At 38.5% G+C, this 22780-nt stretch carries 25 protein-coding genes; 10 read left to right on the top strand and 15 right to left on the bottom strand.

Annotated features, from left to right (window positions below):
- Positions 1-53: 53 nt before the first annotated feature.
- From purF to SOI81_RS05555, 8 genes are all read right to left on the bottom strand, one after another.
- Positions 54-1595 (bottom strand): amidophosphoribosyltransferase, encoded by a 1542-nt coding sequence (gene purF, locus SOI81_RS05590; protein ID WP_320541352.1) that lies wholly within the window; start codon positions 1593-1595, stop codon positions 54-56.
- A gap of 25 nt (positions 1596-1620) precedes the next feature.
- Positions 1621-2208 (bottom strand): CvpA family protein, encoded by a 588-nt coding sequence (locus SOI81_RS05585; protein WP_239975119.1) that lies wholly within the window; start codon positions 2206-2208, stop codon positions 1621-1623.
- Positions 2209-2214: 6 nt separating this feature from the next.
- A complete protein-coding gene (gene pyrD / locus SOI81_RS05580; protein ID WP_016140509.1) occupies positions 2215-3219 on the bottom strand; it encodes a quinone-dependent dihydroorotate dehydrogenase in 1005 nt (334 codons plus the stop codon).
- Positions 3220-3308: 89 nt separating this feature from the next.
- On the bottom strand, positions 3309-3788 hold the full coding sequence (gspM, locus tag SOI81_RS05575; RefSeq protein ID WP_016140508.1) for a type II secretion system protein GspM: 480 nt from the start codon (positions 3786-3788) through the stop codon (positions 3309-3311).
- Complete coding sequence (gene gspL, locus SOI81_RS05570) at positions 3788-4927, bottom strand: type II secretion system protein GspL (RefSeq protein ID WP_320541351.1); 1140 nt, start codon at positions 4925-4927, stop codon at positions 3788-3790. Before gspL ends, gspM begins: the two co-directional genes overlap by 1 nt.
- Positions 4928-4951: 24 nt before the next feature.
- Entirely contained in the window at positions 4952-5407 is a 456-nt protein-coding gene (locus tag SOI81_RS05565; protein ID WP_016140506.1) for a SixA phosphatase family protein, read from the bottom strand.
- Positions 5408-5463: 56 nt separating this feature from the next.
- The gene (gene gpsA, locus SOI81_RS05560) at positions 5464-6537 is read right to left on the bottom strand and encodes an NAD(P)H-dependent glycerol-3-phosphate dehydrogenase (protein WP_016140505.1); all 1074 of its coding nucleotides are present in this window, start codon (positions 6535-6537) and stop codon (positions 5464-5466) included.
- Positions 6538-6571: 34 nt separating this feature from the next.
- Positions 6572-7147 (bottom strand): nitroreductase, encoded by a 576-nt coding sequence (locus tag SOI81_RS05555; RefSeq protein ID WP_125697714.1) that lies wholly within the window; start codon positions 7145-7147, stop codon positions 6572-6574.
- A 204-nt stretch (positions 7148-7351) separates the two neighbouring features.
- Between SOI81_RS05555 and SOI81_RS05550 the strand changes: the two genes are divergently transcribed.
- The gene (locus SOI81_RS05550) at positions 7352-7732 is read left to right on the top strand and encodes a hypothetical protein (protein WP_016140503.1); all 381 of its coding nucleotides are present in this window, start codon (positions 7352-7354) and stop codon (positions 7730-7732) included.
- Positions 7733-7770: 38 nt separating this feature from the next.
- Here the strand turns inward: SOI81_RS05550 and rhlB are convergent, their stop codons facing one another.
- Together rhlB and cspG are read right to left on the bottom strand one after the other, a co-directional pair.
- Complete coding sequence (rhlB, locus tag SOI81_RS05545) at positions 7771-8922, bottom strand: ATP-dependent RNA helicase RhlB (RefSeq protein ID WP_016140502.1); 1152 nt, start codon at positions 8920-8922, stop codon at positions 7771-7773.
- A 109-nt stretch (positions 8923-9031) separates the two neighbouring features.
- A complete protein-coding gene (gene cspG / locus SOI81_RS05540; RefSeq protein WP_000126912.1) occupies positions 9032-9244 on the bottom strand; it encodes a cold-shock protein in 213 nt (70 codons plus the stop codon).
- 373 nt (positions 9245-9617) lie between these two features.
- On the opposite strand from cspG, the gene SOI81_RS05530 reads away from it, so the two are divergent.
- From SOI81_RS05530 to thiG, 5 genes are all read left to right on the top strand, one after another.
- Positions 9618-9863, top strand: a complete 246-nt coding sequence (locus SOI81_RS05530; RefSeq protein ID WP_345791149.1) for a sulfurtransferase TusA family protein — start codon at positions 9618-9620, stop codon at positions 9861-9863.
- 133 nt (positions 9864-9996) lie between these two features.
- The gene (rpoH, locus tag SOI81_RS05525; protein ID WP_002115267.1) at positions 9997-10863 is read left to right on the top strand and encodes an RNA polymerase sigma factor RpoH; all 867 of its coding nucleotides are present in this window, start codon (positions 9997-9999) and stop codon (positions 10861-10863) included.
- 110 nt (positions 10864-10973) lie between these two features.
- Entirely contained in the window at positions 10974-11339 is a 366-nt protein-coding gene (locus tag SOI81_RS05520; RefSeq protein WP_063099210.1) for a DUF423 domain-containing protein, read from the top strand.
- A 13-nt stretch (positions 11340-11352) separates the two neighbouring features.
- Positions 11353-11550, top strand: a complete 198-nt coding sequence (gene thiS / locus SOI81_RS05515; RefSeq protein ID WP_174748960.1) for a sulfur carrier protein ThiS — start codon at positions 11353-11355, stop codon at positions 11548-11550.
- A 13-nt stretch (positions 11551-11563) separates the two neighbouring features.
- The gene (gene thiG, locus SOI81_RS05510) at positions 11564-12349 is read left to right on the top strand and encodes a thiazole synthase (protein WP_001154366.1); all 786 of its coding nucleotides are present in this window, start codon (positions 11564-11566) and stop codon (positions 12347-12349) included.
- A 198-nt stretch (positions 12350-12547) separates the two neighbouring features.
- Here thiG and yaaA read toward each other — a convergent pair whose 3' ends face one another.
- Entirely contained in the window at positions 12548-13327 is a 780-nt protein-coding gene (gene yaaA, locus SOI81_RS05505; protein WP_239975116.1) for a peroxide stress protein YaaA, read from the bottom strand.
- 125 nt (positions 13328-13452) lie between these two features.
- Here yaaA and SOI81_RS05500 point away from each other — a divergent pair, with 125 nt between their 5' ends.
- Together SOI81_RS05500 and rnz are read left to right on the top strand one after the other, a co-directional pair.
- Positions 13453-14085, top strand: coding sequence for an alpha/beta hydrolase (locus SOI81_RS05500; RefSeq protein WP_125697704.1), 633 nt, complete (start codon positions 13453-13455; stop codon positions 14083-14085).
- A 195-nt stretch (positions 14086-14280) separates the two neighbouring features.
- Positions 14281-15237: a ribonuclease Z gene (rnz, locus tag SOI81_RS05495; protein ID WP_239975115.1), complete on the top strand. Its 957-nt coding sequence runs from the start codon at positions 14281-14283 to the stop codon at positions 15235-15237.
- Between the two features lie 49 nt (positions 15238-15286).
- Here rnz and pepD read toward each other — a convergent pair whose 3' ends face one another.
- From pepD to pheA, 4 genes are all read right to left on the bottom strand, one after another.
- A complete protein-coding gene (pepD, locus tag SOI81_RS05490; RefSeq protein ID WP_239975114.1) occupies positions 15287-16747 on the bottom strand; it encodes an aminoacyl-histidine dipeptidase in 1461 nt (486 codons plus the stop codon).
- 165 nt (positions 16748-16912) lie between these two features.
- Entirely contained in the window at positions 16913-17296 is a 384-nt protein-coding gene (locus SOI81_RS05485) for a hypothetical protein (RefSeq protein WP_016140494.1), read from the bottom strand.
- A gap of 127 nt (positions 17297-17423) precedes the next feature.
- A complete protein-coding gene (gene aroA, locus SOI81_RS05480) occupies positions 17424-19670 on the bottom strand; it encodes a bifunctional prephenate dehydrogenase/3-phosphoshikimate 1-carboxyvinyltransferase (protein ID WP_239975113.1) in 2247 nt (748 codons plus the stop codon).
- A 107-nt stretch (positions 19671-19777) separates the two neighbouring features.
- Entirely contained in the window at positions 19778-20887 is a 1110-nt protein-coding gene (gene pheA, locus SOI81_RS05475) for a prephenate dehydratase (protein ID WP_002049199.1), read from the bottom strand.
- A 184-nt stretch (positions 20888-21071) separates the two neighbouring features.
- Between pheA and SOI81_RS05470 the strand changes: the two genes are divergently transcribed.
- Positions 21072-22016: an alpha/beta hydrolase gene (locus SOI81_RS05470; protein ID WP_239975112.1), complete on the top strand. Its 945-nt coding sequence runs from the start codon at positions 21072-21074 to the stop codon at positions 22014-22016.
- Between the two features lie 88 nt (positions 22017-22104).
- Positions 22105-22731 (top strand): hypothetical protein, encoded by a 627-nt coding sequence (locus tag SOI81_RS05465; RefSeq protein ID WP_320541350.1) that lies wholly within the window; start codon positions 22105-22107, stop codon positions 22729-22731.
- The last annotated feature ends 49 nt before the right edge of the window (positions 22732-22780 follow it).

The following is a 22780-nucleotide window of genomic DNA, read 5'->3' as shown; positions in this document are numbered from 1 at the left end:
AGGTTTCATCATAAAAGAAAAAAGCGGGAAACACCCGCTTTTTTCGGCTATTTCTATTCTTCTTTAATACCAGTTAAATCTACAGAAGCAGCATCGACATTCACATCAATATAACCATCTTTTTTCTTTTTCGCAGAATCATTACGCTTCTGCTCCAAATTATTTAAATAGTTAACATCAATATCACCAGTTACATAGATTCCATCAAATACCGAGCAGTCAAACTCAGTTAAATCAGGCACTTTGCTAGTACGTACAGCATTTTTCAAATCTTCCAACTCTTGGAAAACTAAGCGATCAGCACCAATAATTTCTTGGATCTCTTCAACACTGCGCTCTGAAGCAATAAGTTCAGCCTTCGCAGGCATATCAATACCATAAACGTTTGGATACATCACTTTTGGTGCTGCTGAAGCAAAGTATACTTTTTTTGCACCAGAATCACGTGCCATTTGAATAATCTCATTACACGTTGTACCACGCACAATAGAGTCATCAACCAATAGAACGTTTTTCCCTTTAAACTCTAACTCAACAGGGTTTAATTTCTGACGTACAGATTTTTTACGTTGCTGTTGACCCGGCATAATAAAGGTACGGCCGATATAACGGTTTTTCATAAAACCTTCACGGAACTTCACACCCAGAATATTTGCAAGTTCTAAAGCTGAAGTACGGCTCGTATCTGGAATTGGGATAACCACATCAATATCATGGTCCTCACCCCAGTCACGTAAAATTTTATGAGCAAGCTTTTCACCCATTTTTAAACGTGCTTTATAAACCGAAATTCCATCAATAATGGCATCAGGACGAGCAAAATAAACATATTCAAAAATACATGGACGGTATTTTGGATTAACCGCACATTGTTTAGAGAATAATTGACCATTTGCATCGATAAAAATTGCTTCACCTGGTTCAATATCACGCTCAATTTTAAAACCAAGAGCAGTAATAGCAACTGATTCAGAGGCAATAATGTATTCCATCTCACCCTGTTCAGTTACACGTGAACCATAAATAAGTGGACGAATACCGTTTGGATCACGGAAACCTACTAAACCATGACCAGTGATCATCGCCACGACACCATACGCGCCCTGACAACGCTCATGCACACGAGAAACCGTATGGAAAATATCGTCAGCTGTAGGATTTAAAGTACCTTTCTTTTGTAATTCATGTGCGAATACATTTAAAAGAACTTCTGAGTCAGAATCAGTATTCATATGACGTAAATCTGTTTTAAACAGGTCATCATGAATTTCTTCTGCATTGGTTAAATTACCATTATGTGCAAGTGTAATACCGTAAGGTGAGTTCACATAAAATGGCTGTGCTTCAGCACTGCTCGCAGAACCAGCAGTTGGGTAACGTACATGGCCAATACCATAATTACCAAGTAATGCTCTCATATGACGAGTATGAAAGACATCACGTACCATACCGTTATCCTTACGCAGGAAAAGACGGCCTTCATGGCAGGTTACTATTCCAGCTGCATCTTGCCCACGATGTTGCAACATCGTTAAAGCATCAAACAACATTTGGTTCACTGGCGATTTACCGGCTATACCAACAACTCCACACATAGCAACCTCGCAGACAAGCTAGGAATTAATAAAAAGGATTCTTTGTCGAATGGTCAGATCGGCTTTCTAAATCTTCCGATTTGTCCATTGGTTTTGAAGGCGCGCCTGATGCGCTACCTCCAGATGTTATTTGATGAAATGCCTCACTTGCTGCATCTTTAGATAACTCTGTAGCTAAAGGGGCATATGGCAATAAATACTGTATAAGCTTGGATTGCTTCCAGTGTGGTGAACTCTCAACCCAAGGTCCTATACCCTGCATTGTAATCAGCACAACCAACAAACCTTTTAAAGAACCAAAAGCGCCACCTGCTAAACGATTTAATGGCCCCAATTTCAGACTTTTCAAGAGGCCATTTAAAAATGCAGAGACGATCCAAGTTAAAACAATGATCAAAAGTGCTATAAATGCAAAAGCTGCAATTTTTTGAACCACTGGATCATGACTTAAACCCGCCATAGACGGCGCAAGAAGGACAGCATATTTTGCACCCATAATTAATGCAATGACCCATCCTACCAAGTTCGCAAAGGCTTTGATAAATCCTTGTCGCAAACCGTTTAGCCCCCCAATGAGCAAAAGTATCAGAATAATGATATCAATTGTGTTCATATTCACTTATGACATAGATGCAACACATTGTTTCACTAAAATAGGACCGGTATAAATCAGCCCACTATAGATCTGTACTAATGTTGCTCCAGCTTGCTGTTTGACTGCTGCTTGTTCACCCGACAAAATTCCACCCACGCCAATTAACGGGATTTGTCCTTTTAATGTTTGGGCAAACAAACGTAAGCATTCTGTACTTTTTTCAAAAACAGGTGCGCCTGATAAACCACCCGACTCGTTACCATTAGGAAGATTTTCTACACCTTCTCTTGATAAAGTCGTATTGGTAACAATTAAACCATCAATTTTAAAATGCAATAATTGTGCTGCAATAAACTCAACATCTTCAGCTGTTAAATCAGGTGCAACTTTTAGAACCAAAGGAACATAATGGTTATATTGTTCGGCTAGCTCAAGTTGTCTTTCTTTTAAGGTTTGCAATAATTCAGTTAATGCATCACCGCTTTGTAAACTTCTTAAGTTCTTAGTATTTGGAGATGAAATATTAACGGTAATATAAGAAGCGTAGTTATAAACTTTCTCTAGGCAAATTAGATAATCATCGACAGCCTTTTCTACAGGCGTATCGGCATTCTTACCAATATTAATGCCTAAAATCCCTTTAAATTTTGAAGCTTTGACATTTTCAATCAACTTATCAACGCCATCATTATTAAATCCCATGCGGTTAATAATGGCTTTAGCTTCAGGAATACGGAATAAGCGGGGCTGCGGATTACCCGACTGAGGGCGAGGCGTAATGGTTCCAATTTCAATAAAACCGAATCCTAGACCTGCCAGTGCATCAATGTGTGCACCATTTTTATCAAGTCCAGCTGCTAAACCTACCGGATTTGGAAATTCAATTCCCATACAAGTCGTTGGTTTCGCTTCTACGCTCTGACGTAGCAGGCCGAACTTATGTGCTTTATCAAGCATAGATAATGTTAATTCATGGGCACGCTCTGGTGCTAAACTAAACAACATCGGGCGAGCAAGTGAATATAACATACCAATCACAATCTACTGATTTTAGGTAGGCATATTATAGGCACAGGGAGCACAAAACACCATGCTTAAGACCAGCATATTTTAATATGTTATTGAACCGTCGCTGTTAATTTAATCTGACCTTCACTTGAAACCATTTCCATTTTTTCAATACTTAAGCCCATTTGCGCCAGTTGGGTTAAAAAGTTCGCTAAAATTGCGTAATTCTGATGAGTAACAATAATTTGTAACTGCTCACCATTTTGTTGAGAAGTGACAGTTAACCCTTGTTGTTGAGCTACACGTTGTATTTTTTCTGCTTGACCCAACTCAAGCTCACTCGCAGGTTTCATCGTGACTGCATTACTTTGCATCCACACCATCAAATCTTTTAAATCATTTAGGCGCTGTTGCTGTTGTTCTGCTAAGGAATGCATTTTCCAAAGTGAAGCTCCAATAATAGCCACTACAACAAAAATTGTAGTAAAGACCACCATGATACGTTCACGGACAGTTAAACGGTCTAAATATTGATTGATTTGTTCAATCCACTGATCAAACCGGTTTTGCAATTGAGCTAACATTTTCATTATTGTATTTTCACCACCCCAATTGCCCCACCACCATCGGCTTGAATATTACCTAACTCTGCCTTGAAGCCTTGCTGATTAAGCTGCTGTGTTAAAGCTTGCAAATCATCTCCCGATTTTGCTTTTAAGGCCATGATTAGTGTAGAAGCATCATAATTTAACTGCTGAGCTAAAATTTGTCTTTGCATTAAAATAGGTCCAACACGGCTCAACAGAGAGAGTGCTTGTGTATCACCCTGTTTACTCATTCTTAAATGACTTTCAAATTGGCTTTTTATATTTTGTTCATTTACACGACTAGAAGGACCAAACCAATATTTATATTGCTCAATTGTCTGCTCAGCTGTTTGATTTGCTACATTTCTTAATTTCACCCAACGCAACAAATCATAGCTAAACTGAACCACAATTATTGCTAAAACAATAACCGCACATGCTTTCCAGTACCCAGAAACCGTCTGCTCTTGCCCTTTGGCTTTTGGTAAAACATTAAAAGGATGTTGTTTAGGTTTATCTAAGCCCTGAAACTCATAAAAAAATTCTGAACGCTGCTCAACACTAGAAGCTGCTTCTAAGCTTTCTAACTGTTCTACAGTCAGCCCACTATATTGATAATGTGTTTCAACTGGCTGGAACTCCAAAAACAATCCCAAATCATCCAGTGAATTACCCACCCACTTGCTTTCGCGTACCAATAATTTTTGATCAATATTACACAGAATAACTTGTTGATCTTGAGGTTCCGGCAAAATCAAAAAGTCTGGTAATAAAGCAACGAGCTTGATTGGCAACAAATTCATCGCATGTTGCCATGTTTCCACAGTAGTTTTTGCGACGCCCAATATTGTTAATTGATCAGCATGAAAATGATGAACCACTTTCATGTGATCAATCGGCAAAGTTACAAACTCTTCAAGCAAATATTTAACACCATCTGCTCCGAGTTGTTTGTAATGAGACTTTGCTATTTGTTGCTGGAATACCTGAGCATGACGGCTAGGAAAAAAGACGACAGCCTCTTTTCCTTGATGCAATTGTAGGTCTTGTATTAATTGATCCAGACTTGCAGCCTGTAACCAGTTTTCTCCGTTAGACCAATGCCATATTCCATTGGTTTCAGGCATCCATAAATACAGCATAATGGGCGAAATAACCTTTTTTAATTATATTGTGGGTATAAAACTATTTTTTTGTGTTGATAAACCAGTTGCAATCACAGCCTGATCATAAATTCGGGCTTCAGCCAATGCAAATGGATTAAAGCTTTCATGAGTCAGCAGTTCAGCAATATGTCCTACTACATTCATATGACACACCACTACAATTGACTCATAAGGAACCTGAGATAACCACTCAATTGCTTCTTTCGCATTATCATCTGGCTTAATTTTATCGCATAACAGCACAGGCACATCTTTAAAATACGCTTGAATATGTGCCAATGTTTCTTGAGCACGTAGTAAAGGACTAACTACAAAAATGTCAGGCTTAACAATATCTTTTAAAAATGTTGCTGTCTGTTCAGCTTGAGCGTGTCCACGAGCAGTAAGAGGGCGTTTAGTGTCGTTACCATTTACAGGTGGAGCGGCTTCCCCATGGCGAACCAATGTCAGTTGCATAAATTTTCCTTGTTAATAATTCTTGCATTATAACCACAATTTATGACATTTCTTCTTCAGACTTCGTGATGAGGCAAAACAAATTCTACATCACTACGATGTCCGTTTTTCATAAGAGATAATGCAATATTTAAAGGAGGTGCCCCTTCAAAAATAACTTCATATAGAGCGTTGGTAATAGGCATATAAACATCTAGTTCTTCTGCTTTACCACGCACCTGAACGATTGTATTGATGCCTTCTGCTGTCTGGCCCAACTCTTTACTGGCTTGATCAAGTGTTTTACCCGAACCTAAAGCATAGCCAATCTGATAATTACGGCTTAAAGGACTATTACAAGTCGCGAATAAATCTCCCACACCTGACAACCCCAAGAATGTAAGTGGATTTGCACCTTGTTTTACTGCAAAACGACTCATCTCGGCCAGAGCACGGGTTAAAATCATACTCTTGGTGTTTTCACCAATTTTGTAAGCTGCGCCAATTCCCATTGCAACCGCATAAATATTTTTAAGCGCACCACCTAATTCCACACCATGTACATCATCACTACCAAAAACACGGAATAGAGCACTATGCAGAGCATGTTGCACAGCATAACGAACTAATTCCGAATCACTAGCAATAACGGTACCCGACGGCATACCTGCCATAATTTCTTTTGCAAGGTTTGGACCTGATAGCACACCATAAGGTACTTCCGGCAATTCTTCACGAATAATATCACTCATGAAGCTGAAAGTTTTAGCTTCAATACCCTTAGTTAAAGAAACAACCGCTTGTGCAGTAATATATGGAGCAATTTGTTTTAAGACATCACGGAATGAGTGACTTGGAATTGCGACCAAAATAATATCTCGGTCACACACGGCTTGCTCAAGATCAGACACGGCACGTAATGATGACTCTAAAGTAAAGTCCGGCAAATAACGTTTATTAATGTGGGTTTTATTAATTTCCTCAGCTGTTTCGGCATCACGAATCCAGATCATGGTATCGCAACCGTTACGTGCAGCTAAATTTGCCATAGCCGTTCCGAAGCTCCCTCCCCCTAGAACGGTAATACGTAAAGCGGTTTTTTTATCAACCGCAACAGGTTCTACCAAATCTGTAAACTTAAATTCAGCCATCTTTTATTATCCTATTTCTTACTTTTACAGACTTTTAAGCCTGCCAAACTTTTACAAATTCTTTACTTTCAATATCTGCACGGGGTGCAATTACTTTAGCTGCCGTACCGACGTAAATAATACCTGAAATTAAATCACGGGCTTGCAGGCCTAAATGCTGTTTTAACCAATTTGATTCAACAACTGCACCACTACGCCACATGGTCGAAAAACCTTGAGCTTGCAAAGATAACAAAAGATTTTGTACTGCGGCCCCTGTACTTAAGATTTGTTCAAAATGCGGTACTTTTGGATGATCTTGTAATTGTGTAAGCGCCAAAATGAGTAGCGGGGCGCGAAAAGGATGTTGTTTAACTCGTTCGAGTTGAGCGGGATCAGTTTCACCCAAATCTGCCAAAGCCTTTGTTAGCACTTCTCCAAAAGCAGCACGTTGTTCGCCCGAAACTACCACAAAACGTGTTGGCTTAAGTCTATGATGATCTGGAGCTGTCAAAGCTGCTTGGAAAGCTAACTCTAATTGCTCTGTATTTGGAGCTGGCTCAACTAATTGGCCAATAGACTGACGCTGATGAATATTTTGGTGAATTATTTGTATTGCTGAATCCGTCATTAATATTGATCTAACTCAAAAATTCAAAATAGATTAGCATAATCTACCGTTAATCCACCATTGAATCTAGCTTATAAAATTAGCGAACTCACACTTTGACATTTTTTAATACAAAACATCAAAACTCATACAACGTATTCAAAATCAATTAGAAAACCTGTGTTCAAATGGCAATATCTTTTAGCGATTAACTTTAGGTGAATTATGAAAAAAATAATTTTAGCGAGCGCAATGAGCGGTGTCGTTTTATTACTTGGTGCTTGTGCAACTACTCCTAAAAATACTCTAGCAGTTCAGAAAGAAAATAATCAGTTTGAAGTTACAGGTATTGGCAAAACCAATTTAATTGCAAAAAACAATGCAATTACAGCAGCCCAAAAAACTTGCTCAAAAAGCACTTCACCAGTGGTTGTGGATGAAAAAACAACCTACAACGGTGTATTAAAAGATGTTGTAAGTGAAAAAACTGGTCAAATGGTTGAAGCTGCGGCAGGTGTTATTGGTACATTGACTGGTAAAAATGCATCTTTAGCAAAAGATGATGACTATCAAACAACGCTTACTTTCTATTGTAAAATTAATTAATTAAAAAAATCCCAATCAAATGATTGGGATTTTTTTAATTAGCAGTAACCATCTAATCTGGTCAGTGGTAATTTCTTACCAATTGCTTTTTCAATTTCGGGTAAATAAAAGGCATCATCTTCTGAAAGAAAACTAATACTTACACCTTGTGACCCAGCGCGACCTGTACGACCAATACGGTGTACATAATCATCAGACTGCTCAGGCAAAGTAAAGTTAATGACATGTGATACGCCATCTACATGAATACCACGACCAGCAACATCCGTCGCAATCATAATATTATGTTTACCTTGCTTAAATTGCTCTAGCATTTTTAAACGTTTATCCTGAGCAATCTCACCTGAAAGCATACCGACTCTATATCCATCTTTCTTTAAATGATCATAAAGACGGCGCACCTGATCACGTCGATTAGCAAAAATCATGACTTTATCGATCGGCTCTTCACGCAAAATATCTTGTAATAAACGATATTTATCTTGTTTAGCCACGACATACACTCGTTGCTCTACATCGTTATTCGTTTTTTGCTCAGGCTCAATTTCAACAGTGATGGGTTCAAACAACCATTGTCTTGCCAAATTCAAAACATCATAACTAAACGTCGCAGAGAACATCAGCGTTTGACGTTGTTCCTTACGCGGAGAGTAACGGACAATACGTTTTACAGAAGGAATAAAACCCATGTCCAGTAAACGGTCAGCTTCATCAATCACTAAAAATTCAATTTGATCGAGCCAAACTTCTTTTTGTTCTACAAAATCAATTAGACGCCCAGGTGTAGCGACCATGATATCGACAAAATTAGCATCTAGCTGTTTCTTTTGCTTATCAAAATCTACACCACCTAATAATGTTACAAGGTGCAAATCTGAGAATTTTGTGAGTAGCTTTGCATCACTTTCAATTTGCAACGCCAATTCACGAGTGGGTGCCAAAATTAAGGCACGTGGCTCACCACGGAAACGCTGCTCTTGAACCGGATTATTGAGTAAATCATTAATTACACTAATCAGAAAGGCAGCTGTTTTACCAGTTCCTGTCTGTGCTCGCCCAATTGCATCATGCCCGGCTAATGTATATTTTAAAACCTTTTGCTGAATTGGGGTCATTTGAGTAAACCCTAAAGCATCAATCGCCTTTTTAAGTTGCGGATGTAAATTCAAGGTTTCAAAACCAGATGTCATAAATACGTGCTCTAACAAACAATCTCTCGAATGAGAAGATCATTATAAACAAAAACGCCCCAATTCAAAAATTGGAGCGTCCATCATTCATCAAAAAGATGAATTAGTCTTAGTCTAAAGGCTGAACGTTTTCAGCTTGAAAACCTTTTTGGCCTTGAACTACGCTAAATTCTACACGTTGGCCGTCACGTAAAGAACGGTGACCGTCACCTACGATCGCACGGAAATGAACGAATACATCGTCACCGCCGTTACGTTGAATAAAACCAAAGCCTTTAGTGTCATTAAACCACTTTACTACGCCTTGTTCACGAGCTGTCATAAGTCAATCCTCAGATGTTGAAAAAAGGACCTTCCGGTGTTGCAAACAGCAGAGCAAACAAGGTTTTAAAATATTTATAATCTTAAAGCTTGTAATCATTCTGTAAAACTATCAACAATTTCCGGTTACATCCATTTGTTATAGGGTTATTAAATCAATTTGATTGTGTGGTAAATCCTAAAACGGTTCGAGCTTAACACGGGTTTATGACAATTAATAGAATTTTTTTCAATTATTTCCCCTATTTTTAGTTCTTTTTTTAAACAGCTTATTACAATATTTTTTATAGAAATTCCCCCTATCTTGTTCCATAAAATATGCTGTATTTACTAAAAATTTGTTAGAATATTTTTTTTAGTTGTTTTGATGATGAATGAGCAATACTTCTTCTAATACAGCACCCATTGAAATTAATGCCCTTGGGCAGCCCTGCCCGATGCCATTGTTAATGCTAAAACGTGAACTTAAAAAAGCGCCAGGCAAACAACAATTTTTATTAAAATCGTCAGATCCTCATAGCGAAATTGATGTAACTCGTTACTGTGGTTTGCATCATTTTATGTGTCAAACTACACACGTATCAGAGAGAGAATTTCACTATTTAATTGAAACTCAATAATTCTTTGCTAAACTAAAAGATTAGAAATTGCATAAAATTTTACATTTCTCTACCCAATTTTCCTTAATTATGAAGCTGATTCAAATTAAGATGAATTTATTGGTTATCCCATTCGATCCTATAAGGAGAACTCATGAGTGACAGCAGCAATCAATTGATGCCCCTGTCATTGTCTGCGCCCGGTGTAAACCTTGGTGCATATATCAGTACTGTCAATCAGATTCCTATTTTAACGGCCGAGCAAGAAAAAGAACTTGCTGAGCGTTATTATTATGACCAAGATCTTGATGCCGCAAAAATGCTGGTAATGTCGCATTTACGCTTTGTCGTTCATATTGCGCGCAGCTATGCAGGTTATGGCCTACCACAAGGCGACCTTATTCAAGAAGGTAATTTAGGCTTAATGAAAGCCGTGAAACGTTTCGACCCAAACATGGGTGTACGTTTAGTATCTTTTGCCGTCCATTGGATTAAGGCAGAAATTCATGAATACGTTATTCGCAACTGGCGTATTGTCAAAATTGCAACGACAAAAGCTCAGCGTAAATTATTTTTCAATTTACGTAGTCTAAAAAAATCGAGTAAAAAACTTACCCTCGAAGAAGCTCAATCGATTGCTAATGACTTAAATGTAACACCAGAGCAAGTACTGGAAATGGAAGGTCGTTTAACTGCCTATGATGCTGCTTTTGAGGCACAAGGCGACGACGATGACGACACCCCACATACTGCTCCTGCGTTGTATCTTGAAGATAACCGCTATGACCCTGCTCGTTTAGTCGAAAACGAAGACTGGGAAGAGCAAAGTACTTCAGCCTTGCATGATGCAATGGACCAGTTAGATGACCGTTCACGTAATATTTTGCAACGCCGCTGGTTAGATGATGACAAATCTACTCTTCATGAGTTAGCGGCTGAATATAATGTTTCTGCAGAGCGTATCCGTCAGCTTGAAAAAAATGCGATGGAAAAGATTAAAACTGCTATGTCAGCAAGCTAAAATAAATGAAAAAATAAAAGGGCGATTCGCCCTTTTGTTTTATCTGGCTATGTTTAGCCAACCCAATCTATGTTAACGTTGCCTTTCATTATTCAGTTGCGTTTTTTGTTATGTGGATTGCCATTTCAGCCCTTAATCTTGCCTTTGCAGTCATGTTGGGTGCTTTTGGAGCACATGGTCTTAAAGCTCATGCGGGTCCCGAGCAACTTGCTTGGTGGCAGACTGCAACCGACTACTTTTTTTATCATGCACTGGGTCTATTGGCGCTTGGTATTTTAAGTAAGGTTCTTCCTCATTTCCCAATCAAGTTATCTTTCTTGTTTATCCAGATTGGTATTCTATTTTTTTGTGGTTCGCTTTATATCATGGCGCTAGGTTTACCACGAATATTAGGTGCAATTACACCAATCGGTGGAGCCTTAATGATTGCTGGATGGCTGGTCTTGGCTTGGAATGCTTTCAAATACGCAAAATAATCGGAATGTGATCATGCAAATTTATTTAAATGGCGAATTAACGGACACGCCTTGTCAAAACCTGTTGCAACTCATTCAGGAACTGGCACTTGAAGGAAAACGCTTTGCTGTAGAACACAATCAGCAAATCGTTTCTAAAAGCAAATTAGAGCAAATTTCTATTGCTCAACATGACCGTATCGAAATTATTCACGCTGTTGGCGGCGGCTAAGTCGGAGTTATCCATGCAAGACACCCCTCTCATTATTGGTTCACGTTCTTTTCAATCTCGTTTATTGGTCGGAACTGGCAAATATAAAGACTTAAATGAAACGGATTTAGCTATTCAAGCCAGTGGTGCAGAAATCGTAACCGTCGCAATCCGCCGTGTGAATATTGGACAAAATCCGGATCAACCAAACTTACTCTCAGTTATTCCGCCAGAAAAATATACAATCCTACCAAATACTGCAGGTTGTTTTGATGCTGACAGCGCGGTACGGACTTGTATGTTAGCGCGTGAGTTACTGGATGGTCATAATCTAGTAAAACTTGAAGTTTTAGGCGATGAGAAAACCTTATATCCAAATGTGACCGAAACTTTAAAAGCAGCACGTACTTTAATTGATGACGGTTTTGAGATTATGGTTTATACCTCGGATGACCCTATCATTGCGCAAGAACTCGAAAGTATGGGTTGTGTTGCGATTATGCCTTTAGGAAGTCTGATTGGCTCGGGTTTGGGCATTTTAAATCCACATACCATTTCAATTATTAAAGAAAATGCAAAAGTGCCAGTTTTGGTAGATGCAGGGGTTGGTACAGCAAGTGACGCTGCTATTGCAATGGAACTCGGTTGTGATGGCGTACTCATGAATACTGCTATTGCAGCTGCTCAAAATCCTATTTTGATGGCTTCTGCAATGAAAAAAGCTGTTGAAGCAGGACGTGAGGCATTTTTAGCTGGTCGTATGCCACGTAAGCGCATGGCAAATGCAAGCTCGCCAGAAACAGGTTACTTCTTTAAATAATTTATTTCTTGCAATAACACAGCCTTTAATTGTCGTTATAACGCCCATGCAACTTGTATAGGCATTTTACTTTTCAAAGATGAAAAGTAACAAAAATCTTTTGTTTCGCTGATATTACATCCATGTGATACAGCGAAACGGTGGCATCCATGCCACCTCACGATAGTTATCGCTTGCGAGAGTTTACGTTGAGTAAGACTAAGCCTGTTGCTCATCACGTTTAAACACCAACTCTTTTGCTGATGAATTCTCAGCATCAAAGTAGTAACCTTCGGTATTAAATGCTTTCATGTCATCAGCTTTATTTAATTGATTTTCAATAATAAAACGAGCCATTAAACCGCGCGCTTTTTTCGCATAGAAACTAATGACTTTATATTTGCCATTTTTCTGGTCAAGAAAAACAGGCTTCACAATTTCAGCCTTAATTTTTTTCTCATTAACCGATTTGTAATATTCATCTGAAGCTAGATTTACCAACAATTCAGATTTAATTGCGGCCAAATCTTCATTAATCTGGTTAGTAATAATATCACCCCAGAATTCATACAAATTATGACCACGAGTATTTTTTAATTTAGTACCCATCTCAAGACGATATGGCATCATTAAATCCAAAGGACGCAACAAACCATACAAGCCCGATAACATACGTAAATGGTGCTGTGCAAAATCAATATCTTTGTCTTTTAAGTGGTAAGCATCTAATCCAGTATAAACATCACCCTTAAATGCATAAATCGCCTGACGAGCATTTGAAAAATCAAACTCGGGCTTCCAATCTCTAAATCGGTCTGCATTTAGTGTGGCAATTTTTTCACTGACATTCATTAAGCTCGCAATTTCAGAAGCGGAAAGTTTACGGCTAACATCAATTAATTGTGCTGAATGTTCTAACAAGCGAGGCTGAGTAAACTCATCTGTAGGTAACGCTGTTTCATAATCTAAAGTTTTTGCAGGAGAAATTAAAGCAAGCATAGACAACCTGAAAAAATTATTATTAATGCCAACTATAACAGTAGATATTTTTTAATGCTAACTCGTGTTTTCAATGACGACTATCGGTAAAATAGGAATACGTATTGTTATTTATCGATTCTTATATGTCTGAGCAAATTTTCATTCAGGGTCCAGTAGGTAAAATTGAACTTTTTGTAGACCGCCCTGAAGGTGAAATCAAAGGCTTTGCGGTTGTTTGCCATCCGCACCCATTGCAAGGTGGAACTCCTCAACATAAAGTCCCTGCTCTTTTAACCCAAATCTTTAATGAATATGGCTGTATTGTATATCGTCCGAGTTTCCGTGGTTTAGGCGGTAGTGAAGGTATTCATGATGAAGGTCATGGTGAAACCGAAGATATCTTAGCTGTAATTGAACATGTCCGTAAGCTTCATGAAGGCTTGCCATTTTATGCAGGTGGTTTTAGTTTCGGTTCACATGTTTTAGCAAAATGCTTTGCACAGCTTGAACCTGAATTACGACCTGTACAGTTAATTTTATGCGGTTTACCAACGGCTACTGTAGTAGGTTTACGTCACTATAAAACTCCTGAAATTCAAGGTGATATTCTACTCATACATGGTGAGCAAGATGACATTACCTTACTTTCAGATGCGATTGAATGGGCAAAACCGCAGAAGCATCCAATTACAATATTACCGGGCGCCAACCACTTTTTTACAGGTTATTTAAAACAGCTTCGTCAAATCATTACACGCTTTATTATTATGAAATAAACGATAACTTGATGGGCATGGATTGAGCCTATGTCCATCATTTTATAGGCAGCTTCATTATTAAAAATTATTCCAAATTAATCCGAAACGGGCTAAATATTTTTTACTTGGTCGCTATCTTTTATCCTGATTCTTATAAAATTTTAATAAGTGTCTATAATAACTTTACGCATTTGACTAAAAAATTCCAACAATATGCTTCATTTTACTTTTTTAGGCACATCTTCAGGTGTACCCACTCTGACACGTAATGTTTCAGGATTAGCGGTTCGTAACAGCAGAAATAAGGACTGGATTTTAATTGATGCTGGTGAAGGTACACAGCACCGCCTTCAACAAGCTAGACTATCCTTACAAAACCTAATAGCCATTTGTATTACACATGTTCACGGGGACCATTGTTACGGTCTAGTTGGCTTATTGGCAAGTGCAGGCATGAATGCTCGTACCAAACCATTAACCGTGATTGCACCGAAAGAGATACAGCAATGGTTTGAAATTACAGCCCAACTTACAGATTTATATTTGCCCTATCCCATCAATTTTATTGATGTTAATGAGGCAATACAGTCTCAGCAGATCTCTGATGAGTTTATTGTTCAGGCCCATCCTCTTAGCCATCGTGTCCCAAGTTTTGCCTTTAGCGTTTATATAAAATCTACACAGAAGAAGTTAGATATCCAAACTTTAACTCAACTTGGTGTACCCAAAGGCGATATCTGGGGGCATTTAAAACGAGGTTACGATGTTGAGTTTGAAGGACGAATTTTAAAATCGAAAGACTTTATCAAAGTTCAGAATCAGCAAATCCACGCAGTTATAGGTGGTGATAATGATCAACCTGAACTATTAGCAGATGCTTGCAAAGATGCTCAATTACTCATTCATGAATCGACTTATTTACAAACGGTTTTGGATAAAGTTGGTAAAGGACCAATGCATAGCTCAGCAAAAATGGTCGCTGAGTTTGCGGAACAGCAATCTTTAAGTAATTTAATTCTGACACATTTTAGTCCTAGGCATCAGGATAAAATTGGACAGCAAGCTATTACCGAAGAAATTCGCCAATTTTATAAAGGTCATTTTTATTTAGCGAATGATTTTGATGAATTTACTTTAAATGAAGCTGGACAACTTTTAAAAGTCGAGTAAAAGTTAAAGTTGAAGAAGCTCATGACTGAGCTTCTTATTTCTAAAAAAATTACTCTACAGATGCTAAAGCTGTTACCAACAACTTCCAGCATTTCTCTACAGTGTCTACTTTAACTCGTTCACCTGGCGCATGAGCGCCCTGAATATCTGGTCCAAACGATACCATTTGTAAGTCTGGATAGTGTTCAGCAATAATCCCACATTCCAAGCCTGCATGAATTACTTTAAGATTTGGTTCAATATTAAAAGTCTTTTGATATGCGTGTTGTAAGCACTTTAGAGCAGCCGAATCTGGATTTGGTGTCCAACCCGACACTAACGGTGTAAGTGTAGAACTGATATTAAATTGACTAAAATGTGCCTGAATTTTTTCTGCAAAATCTTGAGCTTCTTGATTCACCATTGAGCGAACCATTAAGACAGCTTTTCCACCTTCGCGATTTAATTTCACAACCCCAATATTATTTGAGGTTTCAACTACGTCCGGTAGAGCTTGACTCATACTTGCAACACCGTATGGACTTGTTGCCAAAGCTTGCAACCATTCGTTTTGCTGTTGTTGAGTAATCACTTGATTCGTTTCAACGCTAGTAGGTTGAATAGTTAATTGCAAATTATCATCAATACCCTTTAATTGGTCTTTCCATATCGTTTGATATTCAGCGAGTAATTTTTCTAATTCAGGCAATTGGTTAGATGAAATTGCAATGGTTGCTATAGCTTCGCGAGGTAAAGCATTACGAGCAGTACCACCTGTAAACTCAACAAGGTGTCCACCAAGCTTTGCTAAATACTCATTTAAAAAACGGGCTAAAATAACGTTGGCATTGCCGCGTCCTAAATGAATATCTACACCAGAGTGACCACCTTTAAGACCAGCAACTTGAATATTTACAACCGTCAAATTTTCAGGAATTGGTTCATACGTAAGTGCTTGTTCGACTTCAACATCAATACTGCCTGCACATCCAAGATATAACTCGCCCCACTCTTCTGTATCAATATTAAATAACCATTTTCCTTTTAGCACACCTGCCTGTAAAAGCCGTGCACCACTCATCCCTGCTTCTTCATCAACAGTTAAAAGAACTTCAATTGGCCCATGAGCAATATCATTTGAGTCTAAAACTGCCAAAGCTAAAGCGACCCCAATGCCATTATCAGCACCTAAAGTAGTGTCTTTGGCCACTAACCACCCATCCTCAAGAACTGGGCGAATCGGATCTTTAAAAAAGTCGTGTACTGTGCCAGTGTTAGCCTGCGTGACCATATCTAAATGGCCTTGGAGAATGACTCCAGCTACATGTTCTTTACCCGCAGTCGCATCCTTACGGATAATTAAATTACCGACCTCATCTACATAAGTTTCTAAATTCCGACTTTGTGCCCATTTCTGTAAAAATTTACGAAGTTGCTGCTCATGCTTTGATGGGCGCGGAATAGTGCAAAGCGTTTGAAAATGCTGCCAAACCACTTGAGGAGATAATGTTGCAATATCAACTTGTGTCATGAAAACCACACTCTAATTATGTAAATATCTTAATAATTTCAATATACACAATGCATTAAAGATAGGTAGAGATTTCGGGAAAGATTTTGTATTTTTATCTTTAATCTAAAGAGTACGACTTTTTAAAAAGCCGTACTTCATAAATAAGTCTTAACAGTCTTAGACTTAGTTTTTCCATTCAAATGCTGAAAAACTCTGATCAGCTTTCAGACTATTTTCCACGGCCTGTGCAAGCTGGCGAATAATGCTTTGCGTTTCAATCTTTTCAAACCAGTCTTGTTCTTCATCAGGATTGGCAGAGATTTCACACATCAAATGCCCTTCATGATCTGTTTTTTGGCAAGTAATAGATAAGGGTAAAAGATGATTATCAATACTGACTTCTACTTTTTCATGTTCATGCACAATATGTTGTGCATCAAAGCCATAATGTCCCAATTGTTTAAATAGTAAAGCCGCTACATATTCTTGTGTGATATGGCATTCATTTGGTGGATGATCAAGCACCCCATGTTGTGGGCAACTGGCAATAAATTGTAATTTTTTCATCCTTTGTCCTAACACTTTTATCATTATCTGCGCTTAGCATAAGCAATAAACAAACAGCAGCCAAGCCTTTAGCCCGCTGCTGCCGTTGCTATTGTGTTAGCAATTATAAAATGTGTTAGGTCAAAAGTTATTGGCTAACTTCGATTGTTAAGCCTGCACGATTCGCCAACTCAGTGAAAGTTGGGAAGCTTGTAGCAACAGTTTCAGTACCGTGAATTGTAATCGGACCAGAAGTACGAAGACCAGCCATACTAAAACTCATAGCAATACGGTGGTCATGGTGCGATTCGATTTCACCACCAGCAAAAATTGGTGACCAATCGCCAGATTTGCCTTTACCTTCGATAATGATGCCATCTTCAGTTGGCGTACAATTAATGCCCATAATTTTTAAGCCATTTGCCATAACTTGAATACGGTCAGATTCTTTCACACGAAGCTCTGCTGCACCAGTCAATACCGTTTGGCCTTCGGCACAAGCTGCTGCAATAAATAAAGCTGGGAATTCATCAATTGCTAAAGGCACTTGGTCTTCAGGCATATGAATACCTTTAAGCGTGCGTGAACCTTTAATATGAATGTCTGCAATAGGCTCACCACCAGCAATACGTTCATTTTCAACAGTGAGGTCGGCACCCATCTGTTTTAAAATTTCAATTACACCAGTACGTGTAGGGTTAATACCTACCGCTTCCAAAACAACATCGGATCCTTCAGTAATTGCAGCACCCACCATAAAGAAAGCAGCAGATGAAATATCAGATGGAACCTGAATATCAGTACCTACTAATTTTCCACCACCAACAAGTGAAATCTTGTTGCCTTCGGTTTTAACATCATAACCAAATGCACGAAGCATACGCTCTGTATGGTCACGAGTTGGCTCTGGCTCAGTTACCGAAGTTTCACCTTCAGCCCACAAACCAGCAAGTAAAATACCCGACTTCACTTGAGCAGAGGCCATTGGTAAGTCGTATTGAATGCCTTTTAATTGCTGACTACCCGTAATGCTGACAGGTGGTGTACCTTTTTCACCTGTTGTTTGAATTTGCGCACCCATTAAACGCAATGGCTTAGCAATACGCTCCATTGGACGTTTAGAAAGCGATGCATCACCCGTCATCACTGAATCAAACTTTTGCGCAGACAACATGCCTGAAAGCAAACGCATGCTCGTTCCAGAGTTACCCATATACAATGCACTTGCCGGTGCTTTTAAGCCATGCATGCCCACGCCATGGATGGTCACTTCACCATTTTTAGGGCCTTCAATGCTTACACCCATATCACGGAAAGCCTGCAAAGTTGCCAAAGCATCTTCGCCTTCAAGGAAGCCAGTTACATGGGTAGTGCCTTCGGCAATAGCACCAAACATAATGGAGCGATGTGACACAGATTTGTCACCCGGTACGGTAAATTTACCTTTAAAGGTCTTATTTCCCGGTAAGATACTGAATTGCTGTGTCACCTTATTTTTCTCCATTAAAGGTTTTTTGGCTAACATATGATTGAAATGCTGACGTGCTGCCTGAGCATGGCCGAGTAAACCCATTAATGCATGAGAATCTTCGTTTTCAATCAATTTTCTAAGTACGGTAAGTTGTTTTTCGAAGCCATCAACAGCATTTAATATCGCTGTTTTATTGGCAAAGAAAATGTCATGCCACATTTGAGGATCACTGGCAGCAATACGCGAAAAATCACGAAAACCACCGGCTGCATAACGGAAAATATCAAGATTATCTTCACGGTTTGCAAGTTGCTCGACCAAATTAAATGCCATCAAGTGCGGTAAATGACTGGTATGCGCCAAAACTTCATCATGCTTGGCAACATCCATACAAATGACTTCAGCTTTGGCTGCTGACCAAAGTTGAATCAGTTTCTCAACTGCCCATTCTGCACTTGTTGGTAACGGCGTTAAAATGACTTTGTGATTTGCAAATAGATCAACCTTGCCCGCATGAACACCAGTATGTTCACTCCCTGCAATAGGATGTCCCGGTACAAAACCTGCTGGTAACTCTTCACCAAATACAGCTTTTGCTGCATCAACCACATTGCCTTTTGTACTTCCCACATCAGTTACGATCGTGGTTTCTGACAAATAAGGCTTAATTTGCTCAAGTACTTTTTGCGTCGCACGCACTGGCAAGGCTAAAACAACTAAATCGGCCCCTTCCACGGCTTTAATAGGATCGGAAAATCCTTCTTGTATTAAGCCAAGTGACTTTGCATCTTCTAAAGTTTTCTGCGAGCGTGTAGATGCCACGATAGTTGTCGCCAACTTTTCGGTAATAATAACGCGAGCTAAACTCGACCCAATGAGTCCTAAACCAATAAATGCAACTTTTTTAAATAGGGGTTGTGACATAACTTCAACTTTGCTTTTGCTCAAAGTTATTTAGACCTTTGAGCAATTTGTTTTTAAGCATAATGACATGCCCATCTTAATGCATGTCATTATTCCAACATGAATAATTAGAGAACAGCAGCAGGATAAGAACCTAAAATACGAAGCTCTTTTACCATTGGACGAATATCATTGATTGCCGCAGCAACATTCTCTTGATCGATATGGCCTTCTAAATCGATAAAGAATACATAGGCCCATTTTTCAGGTAATGCCGGACGTGTCTCAATGCTTGTTAAGCTAATATTATGTTTTGCAAATGGCGCTAAAATTTCTAATAAAGCACCTGCGCGGTCATGCGCTGAAATTAATAATGAAGTTTTATCATTACCGCTTTGTGGAATCTTTTCACGACCAATCACTAAGAAACGAGTGGTATTTTCAGGGTTATCTTCAATATTGCTATGTAGGATTTCAAGATTATACATGCCTGCTGCGATATCAGACGCGATCGCTGCTGAATGCCATTCGTTGCGAATACGACGTGCAGCTTCTGCATTTGAGTTTAAAGCAACACGTTCAACACCCGGATAATGCGCGTCTAACCATTGACGACATTGAGCCAAAGTTTGCTGGTGTGCATAAATCTGTTTAATACTGTCTTTACGTGTATTTTCAGAGACGAGGAATTGATGATGAATACGTAATTCAACTTCACCAATCACATTTAAATTCGATGTTTTAAAACAATCTAAAGTATGGTTCACAATACCTTCAGATGAGTTTTCAACTGGTACTACGCCGTAATGTGCACTACCCGCTTCTACTTCACGAAACACTTCATCAATTGTTGGTAATGGACGAACAACTGCATCTTTACCAAAGTGTTTAAGTACAGCAGATTGAGTAAAAGTACCTTCTGGCCCTAAAAATGCAATACTTTGCGGAGCTTCTAAAGCGAGACAAGCAGACATAATTTCACGGAACAAACGCGCCATGGTTACATCAGACAAAGGACCTTGATTACGTTCCATGACTTTACGTAAGACTTGTGCTTCACGTTCAGGACGATAAAACAAAGGATTCTCTTCGGAAGCAAATTTAGCTTTTGCAACAGCTTCAGCAAGGCTTGCGCGGCGATTTAATAATTCTTGAATCTGTTGATCTACACTATCAATATCTTCGCGAATTTGTTCCAAACTAAGAGAAGTCGTTTTGTTTTGATCATCGTTGATCATTAGAATGCAGCCTCAGTAAAATCATCTTTTGAACGAGAGTATAACAATAGTCTGCTTTGATTTGTTAGGCAATATGGCTGTAAAAGCTTTTTTCATTAACCTTTTTGCGCACATTTCTTTGATCACTTTATTTGATAATGATTTTCATTTATCATTTGCATAATAAATTTTATTATTCCCCATTATGCATAAATCATTTTTCTTTTTATCTTCAAGTTTTTTATTAAGTACTTTAATAAGCTGTTCTGTTTTGGCTCAAACGTCTGTACAAAATCAATCAAAAATCGTTTTTCAAAATAATCAGGCACAATTTCAAATTAAATCTAAACATACAGGTCATGATTATCTTATTCAAATTTATAAACCGCCTGTTGCTCCACCCCAACATGGTTATCCAGTACTTTATATATTAGATGGCAATGCAACATTTCCAAGTGCTGCCAATATTGCTCAATCGATTGGAGCTGGTTCTACCAAATTAGGCTTAGACCCGCTCATGATCGTCGCGGTTGGTTACCCTCAGCAAAAAACCTTTGATGTGCAGAAGCGTGCTTATGATTACACTCCAAAACCTTCTGCTGAATTTCAAGCACAAGGTAAATATAAATATGGTGGTGCCGATCAGTTTATTGCGTTTTTAGATAGCGAACTCAAGCCTGAAATTGCGAAACAATTTCCAGTTAATAGCCAACAACAAAGTCTCTATGGGCATTCTTTTGGAGGCCTATTTGTGCTTTATCATTTTTTTCAAAAGCCTGATGCATTCCAACGCTACTTTGCTGCAAGCCCTTCTCTTTGGTTCGATCAAGGCATGTTATTTCAACAGTTAAATCATTGGCAAAGTCAAAAACAAAGTCACTCTCCGATGCTTTTAACCACGGTCGGTACCCATGAACAAGGCGGCCCTCGTACTCAACTTAACAATAAATTTAATGAAACAGATTTCTTTAAAGCTTTAGAAAAAAAGCGTTCAGATCAATTTACTTATTGGCATTTTTATAACCCAGCTGAACAACACATTACAAATTTGTATGCGAGTTTACCCAAAGCCCTTATGTTTGCTTCATCTCAAAATTTAGAAAGCTGTAAATCTTTATTTGATGAGCAGAAGCAGAAGACAGCCCAATAAAAACTTACTCGATTTTTAAAAGCTGAGCTCGTCTCAATGTGTAGATTAGCTATACTACCTAAAGACGTCATAACAACAGTAAAATAGAATGAATAAAATTATTATTTTAAGCCTACTTGGCTTCACCAGTTTCACTTTAACAGGTTGTGGTGGTTGCCCAATAATTGCAGGATGCAATGGTACAGACCCTTCTCCATATTATATAACGACTACCAGCAGTCAAGTTCGTGGTATTCCAATTCCACCCAAAACCAAGCTGACCTATCAATCTCAACATTTCAGGCAGAAATTTGAGCAAACGCATGCTTTAAAAGAAAGAAATTTATCAGGTATCTCTTTACCGGCAGACACAGCCATCATTTGGGGTGGAATGCCAGTTGACATGTTTATACAGTTTTCCAATCCTGAAATGAAAGGATTTTCGGTCTATCCTGCACCAGGATTTAAAGCAGAGTTATCAAATGAGTTTTTACGTTTATGGAAAAGCTGTGAAAGTGATTTAGACATAACTTTAAAGGATCCAAATGACTGGTCATTTAATCCTAAAAATATGAAAATAAGAGGTTGTAGTATCAATATTCAAGAACGTAGTGCATACACCGAAGATTCATTTCATCAAGATGAAGCAGATGAGTTTTTAAGAAAGATGAATCATGTATTACAGCAATTACCAAAACAACAAGACTATCCTGTCATTCAACAGAAAACTAAATAGTTAAAAACAAAACAGCCTGTTCTAAGACAGGCTGTTTTTCTCTGCTTAA

It is taken from the genome of Acinetobacter pittii, assembly GCF_034067285.1.
Lineage (GTDB): Bacteria > Pseudomonadota > Gammaproteobacteria > Pseudomonadales > Moraxellaceae > Acinetobacter > Acinetobacter pittii_E.
Note: the sequence above shows the minus strand (reverse complement) of the source record. Positions and strands in the feature narration are given on the sequence as shown.

Bases quoted from the DNA above. Each gene is read 5' to 3' on its own strand.
- gspM (WP_016140508.1), bottom strand. From the start codon at position 3,788: ATGAAAATGTTAGCTCAATTGCAAAACCGGTTTGATCAGTGGATTGAA.
- SOI81_RS05485 (WP_016140494.1), bottom strand. From the start codon at position 17,296: ATGAAAAAATTACAATTTATTGCCAGTTGCCCACAACATGGGGTGCTT.
- pepD (WP_239975114.1), bottom strand. From the start codon at position 16,747: ATGACACAAGTTGATATTGCAACATTATCTCCTCAAGTGGTTTGGCAG.
- SOI81_RS05465 (WP_320541350.1), top strand. From the start codon at position 22,105: ATGAATAAAATTATTATTTTAAGCCTACTTGGCTTCACCAGTTTCACT.
- rnz (WP_239975115.1), top strand. From the start codon at position 14,281: ATGCTTCATTTTACTTTTTTAGGCACATCTTCAGGTGTACCCACTCTG.
- thiG (WP_001154366.1), top strand. From the start codon at position 11,564: ATGCAAGACACCCCTCTCATTATTGGTTCACGTTCTTTTCAATCTCGT.
- SOI81_RS05500 (WP_125697704.1), top strand. From the start codon at position 13,453: ATGTCTGAGCAAATTTTCATTCAGGGTCCAGTAGGTAAAATTGAACTT.
- SOI81_RS05530 (WP_345791149.1), top strand. From the start codon at position 9,618: ATGAGCAATACTTCTTCTAATACAGCACCCATTGAAATTAATGCCCTT.
- gspL (WP_320541351.1), bottom strand. From the start codon at position 4,927: ATGCTGTATTTATGGATGCCTGAAACCAATGGAATATGGCATTGGTCT.
- yaaA (WP_239975116.1), bottom strand. From the start codon at position 13,327: ATGCTTGCTTTAATTTCTCCTGCAAAAACTTTAGATTATGAAACAGCG.
- rhlB (WP_016140502.1), bottom strand. From the start codon at position 8,922: ATGACATCTGGTTTTGAAACCTTGAATTTACATCCGCAACTTAAAAAG.
- gpsA (WP_016140505.1), bottom strand. From the start codon at position 6,537: ATGGCTGAATTTAAGTTTACAGATTTGGTAGAACCTGTTGCGGTTGAT.
- pyrD (WP_016140509.1), bottom strand. From the start codon at position 3,219: ATGTTATATTCACTTGCTCGCCCGATGTTGTTTAGTTTAGCACCAGAG.
- cspG (WP_000126912.1), bottom strand. From the start codon at position 9,244: ATGACAGCTCGTGAACAAGGCGTAGTAAAGTGGTTTAATGACACTAAA.
- SOI81_RS05555 (WP_125697714.1), bottom strand. From the start codon at position 7,147: ATGACGGATTCAGCAATACAAATAATTCACCAAAATATTCATCAGCGT.
- SOI81_RS05470 (WP_239975112.1), top strand. From the start codon at position 21,072: ATGCATAAATCATTTTTCTTTTTATCTTCAAGTTTTTTATTAAGTACT.
- thiS (WP_174748960.1), top strand. From the start codon at position 11,353: ATGCAAATTTATTTAAATGGCGAATTAACGGACACGCCTTGTCAAAAC.
- SOI81_RS05565 (WP_016140506.1), bottom strand. From the start codon at position 5,407: ATGCAACTGACATTGGTTCGCCATGGGGAAGCCGCTCCACCTGTAAAT.
- aroA (WP_239975113.1), bottom strand. From the start codon at position 19,670: ATGTCACAACCCCTATTTAAAAAAGTTGCATTTATTGGTTTAGGACTC.
- purF (WP_320541352.1), bottom strand. From the start codon at position 1,595: ATGTGTGGAGTTGTTGGTATAGCCGGTAAATCGCCAGTGAACCAAATG.
- SOI81_RS05520 (WP_063099210.1), top strand. From the start codon at position 10,974: ATGTGGATTGCCATTTCAGCCCTTAATCTTGCCTTTGCAGTCATGTTG.
- rpoH (WP_002115267.1), top strand. From the start codon at position 9,997: ATGAGTGACAGCAGCAATCAATTGATGCCCCTGTCATTGTCTGCGCCC.
- SOI81_RS05585 (WP_239975119.1), bottom strand. From the start codon at position 2,208: ATGAACACAATTGATATCATTATTCTGATACTTTTGCTCATTGGGGGG.
- pheA (WP_002049199.1), bottom strand. From the start codon at position 20,887: ATGATCAACGATGATCAAAACAAAACGACTTCTCTTAGTTTGGAACAA.
- SOI81_RS05550 (WP_016140503.1), top strand. From the start codon at position 7,352: ATGAAAAAAATAATTTTAGCGAGCGCAATGAGCGGTGTCGTTTTATTA.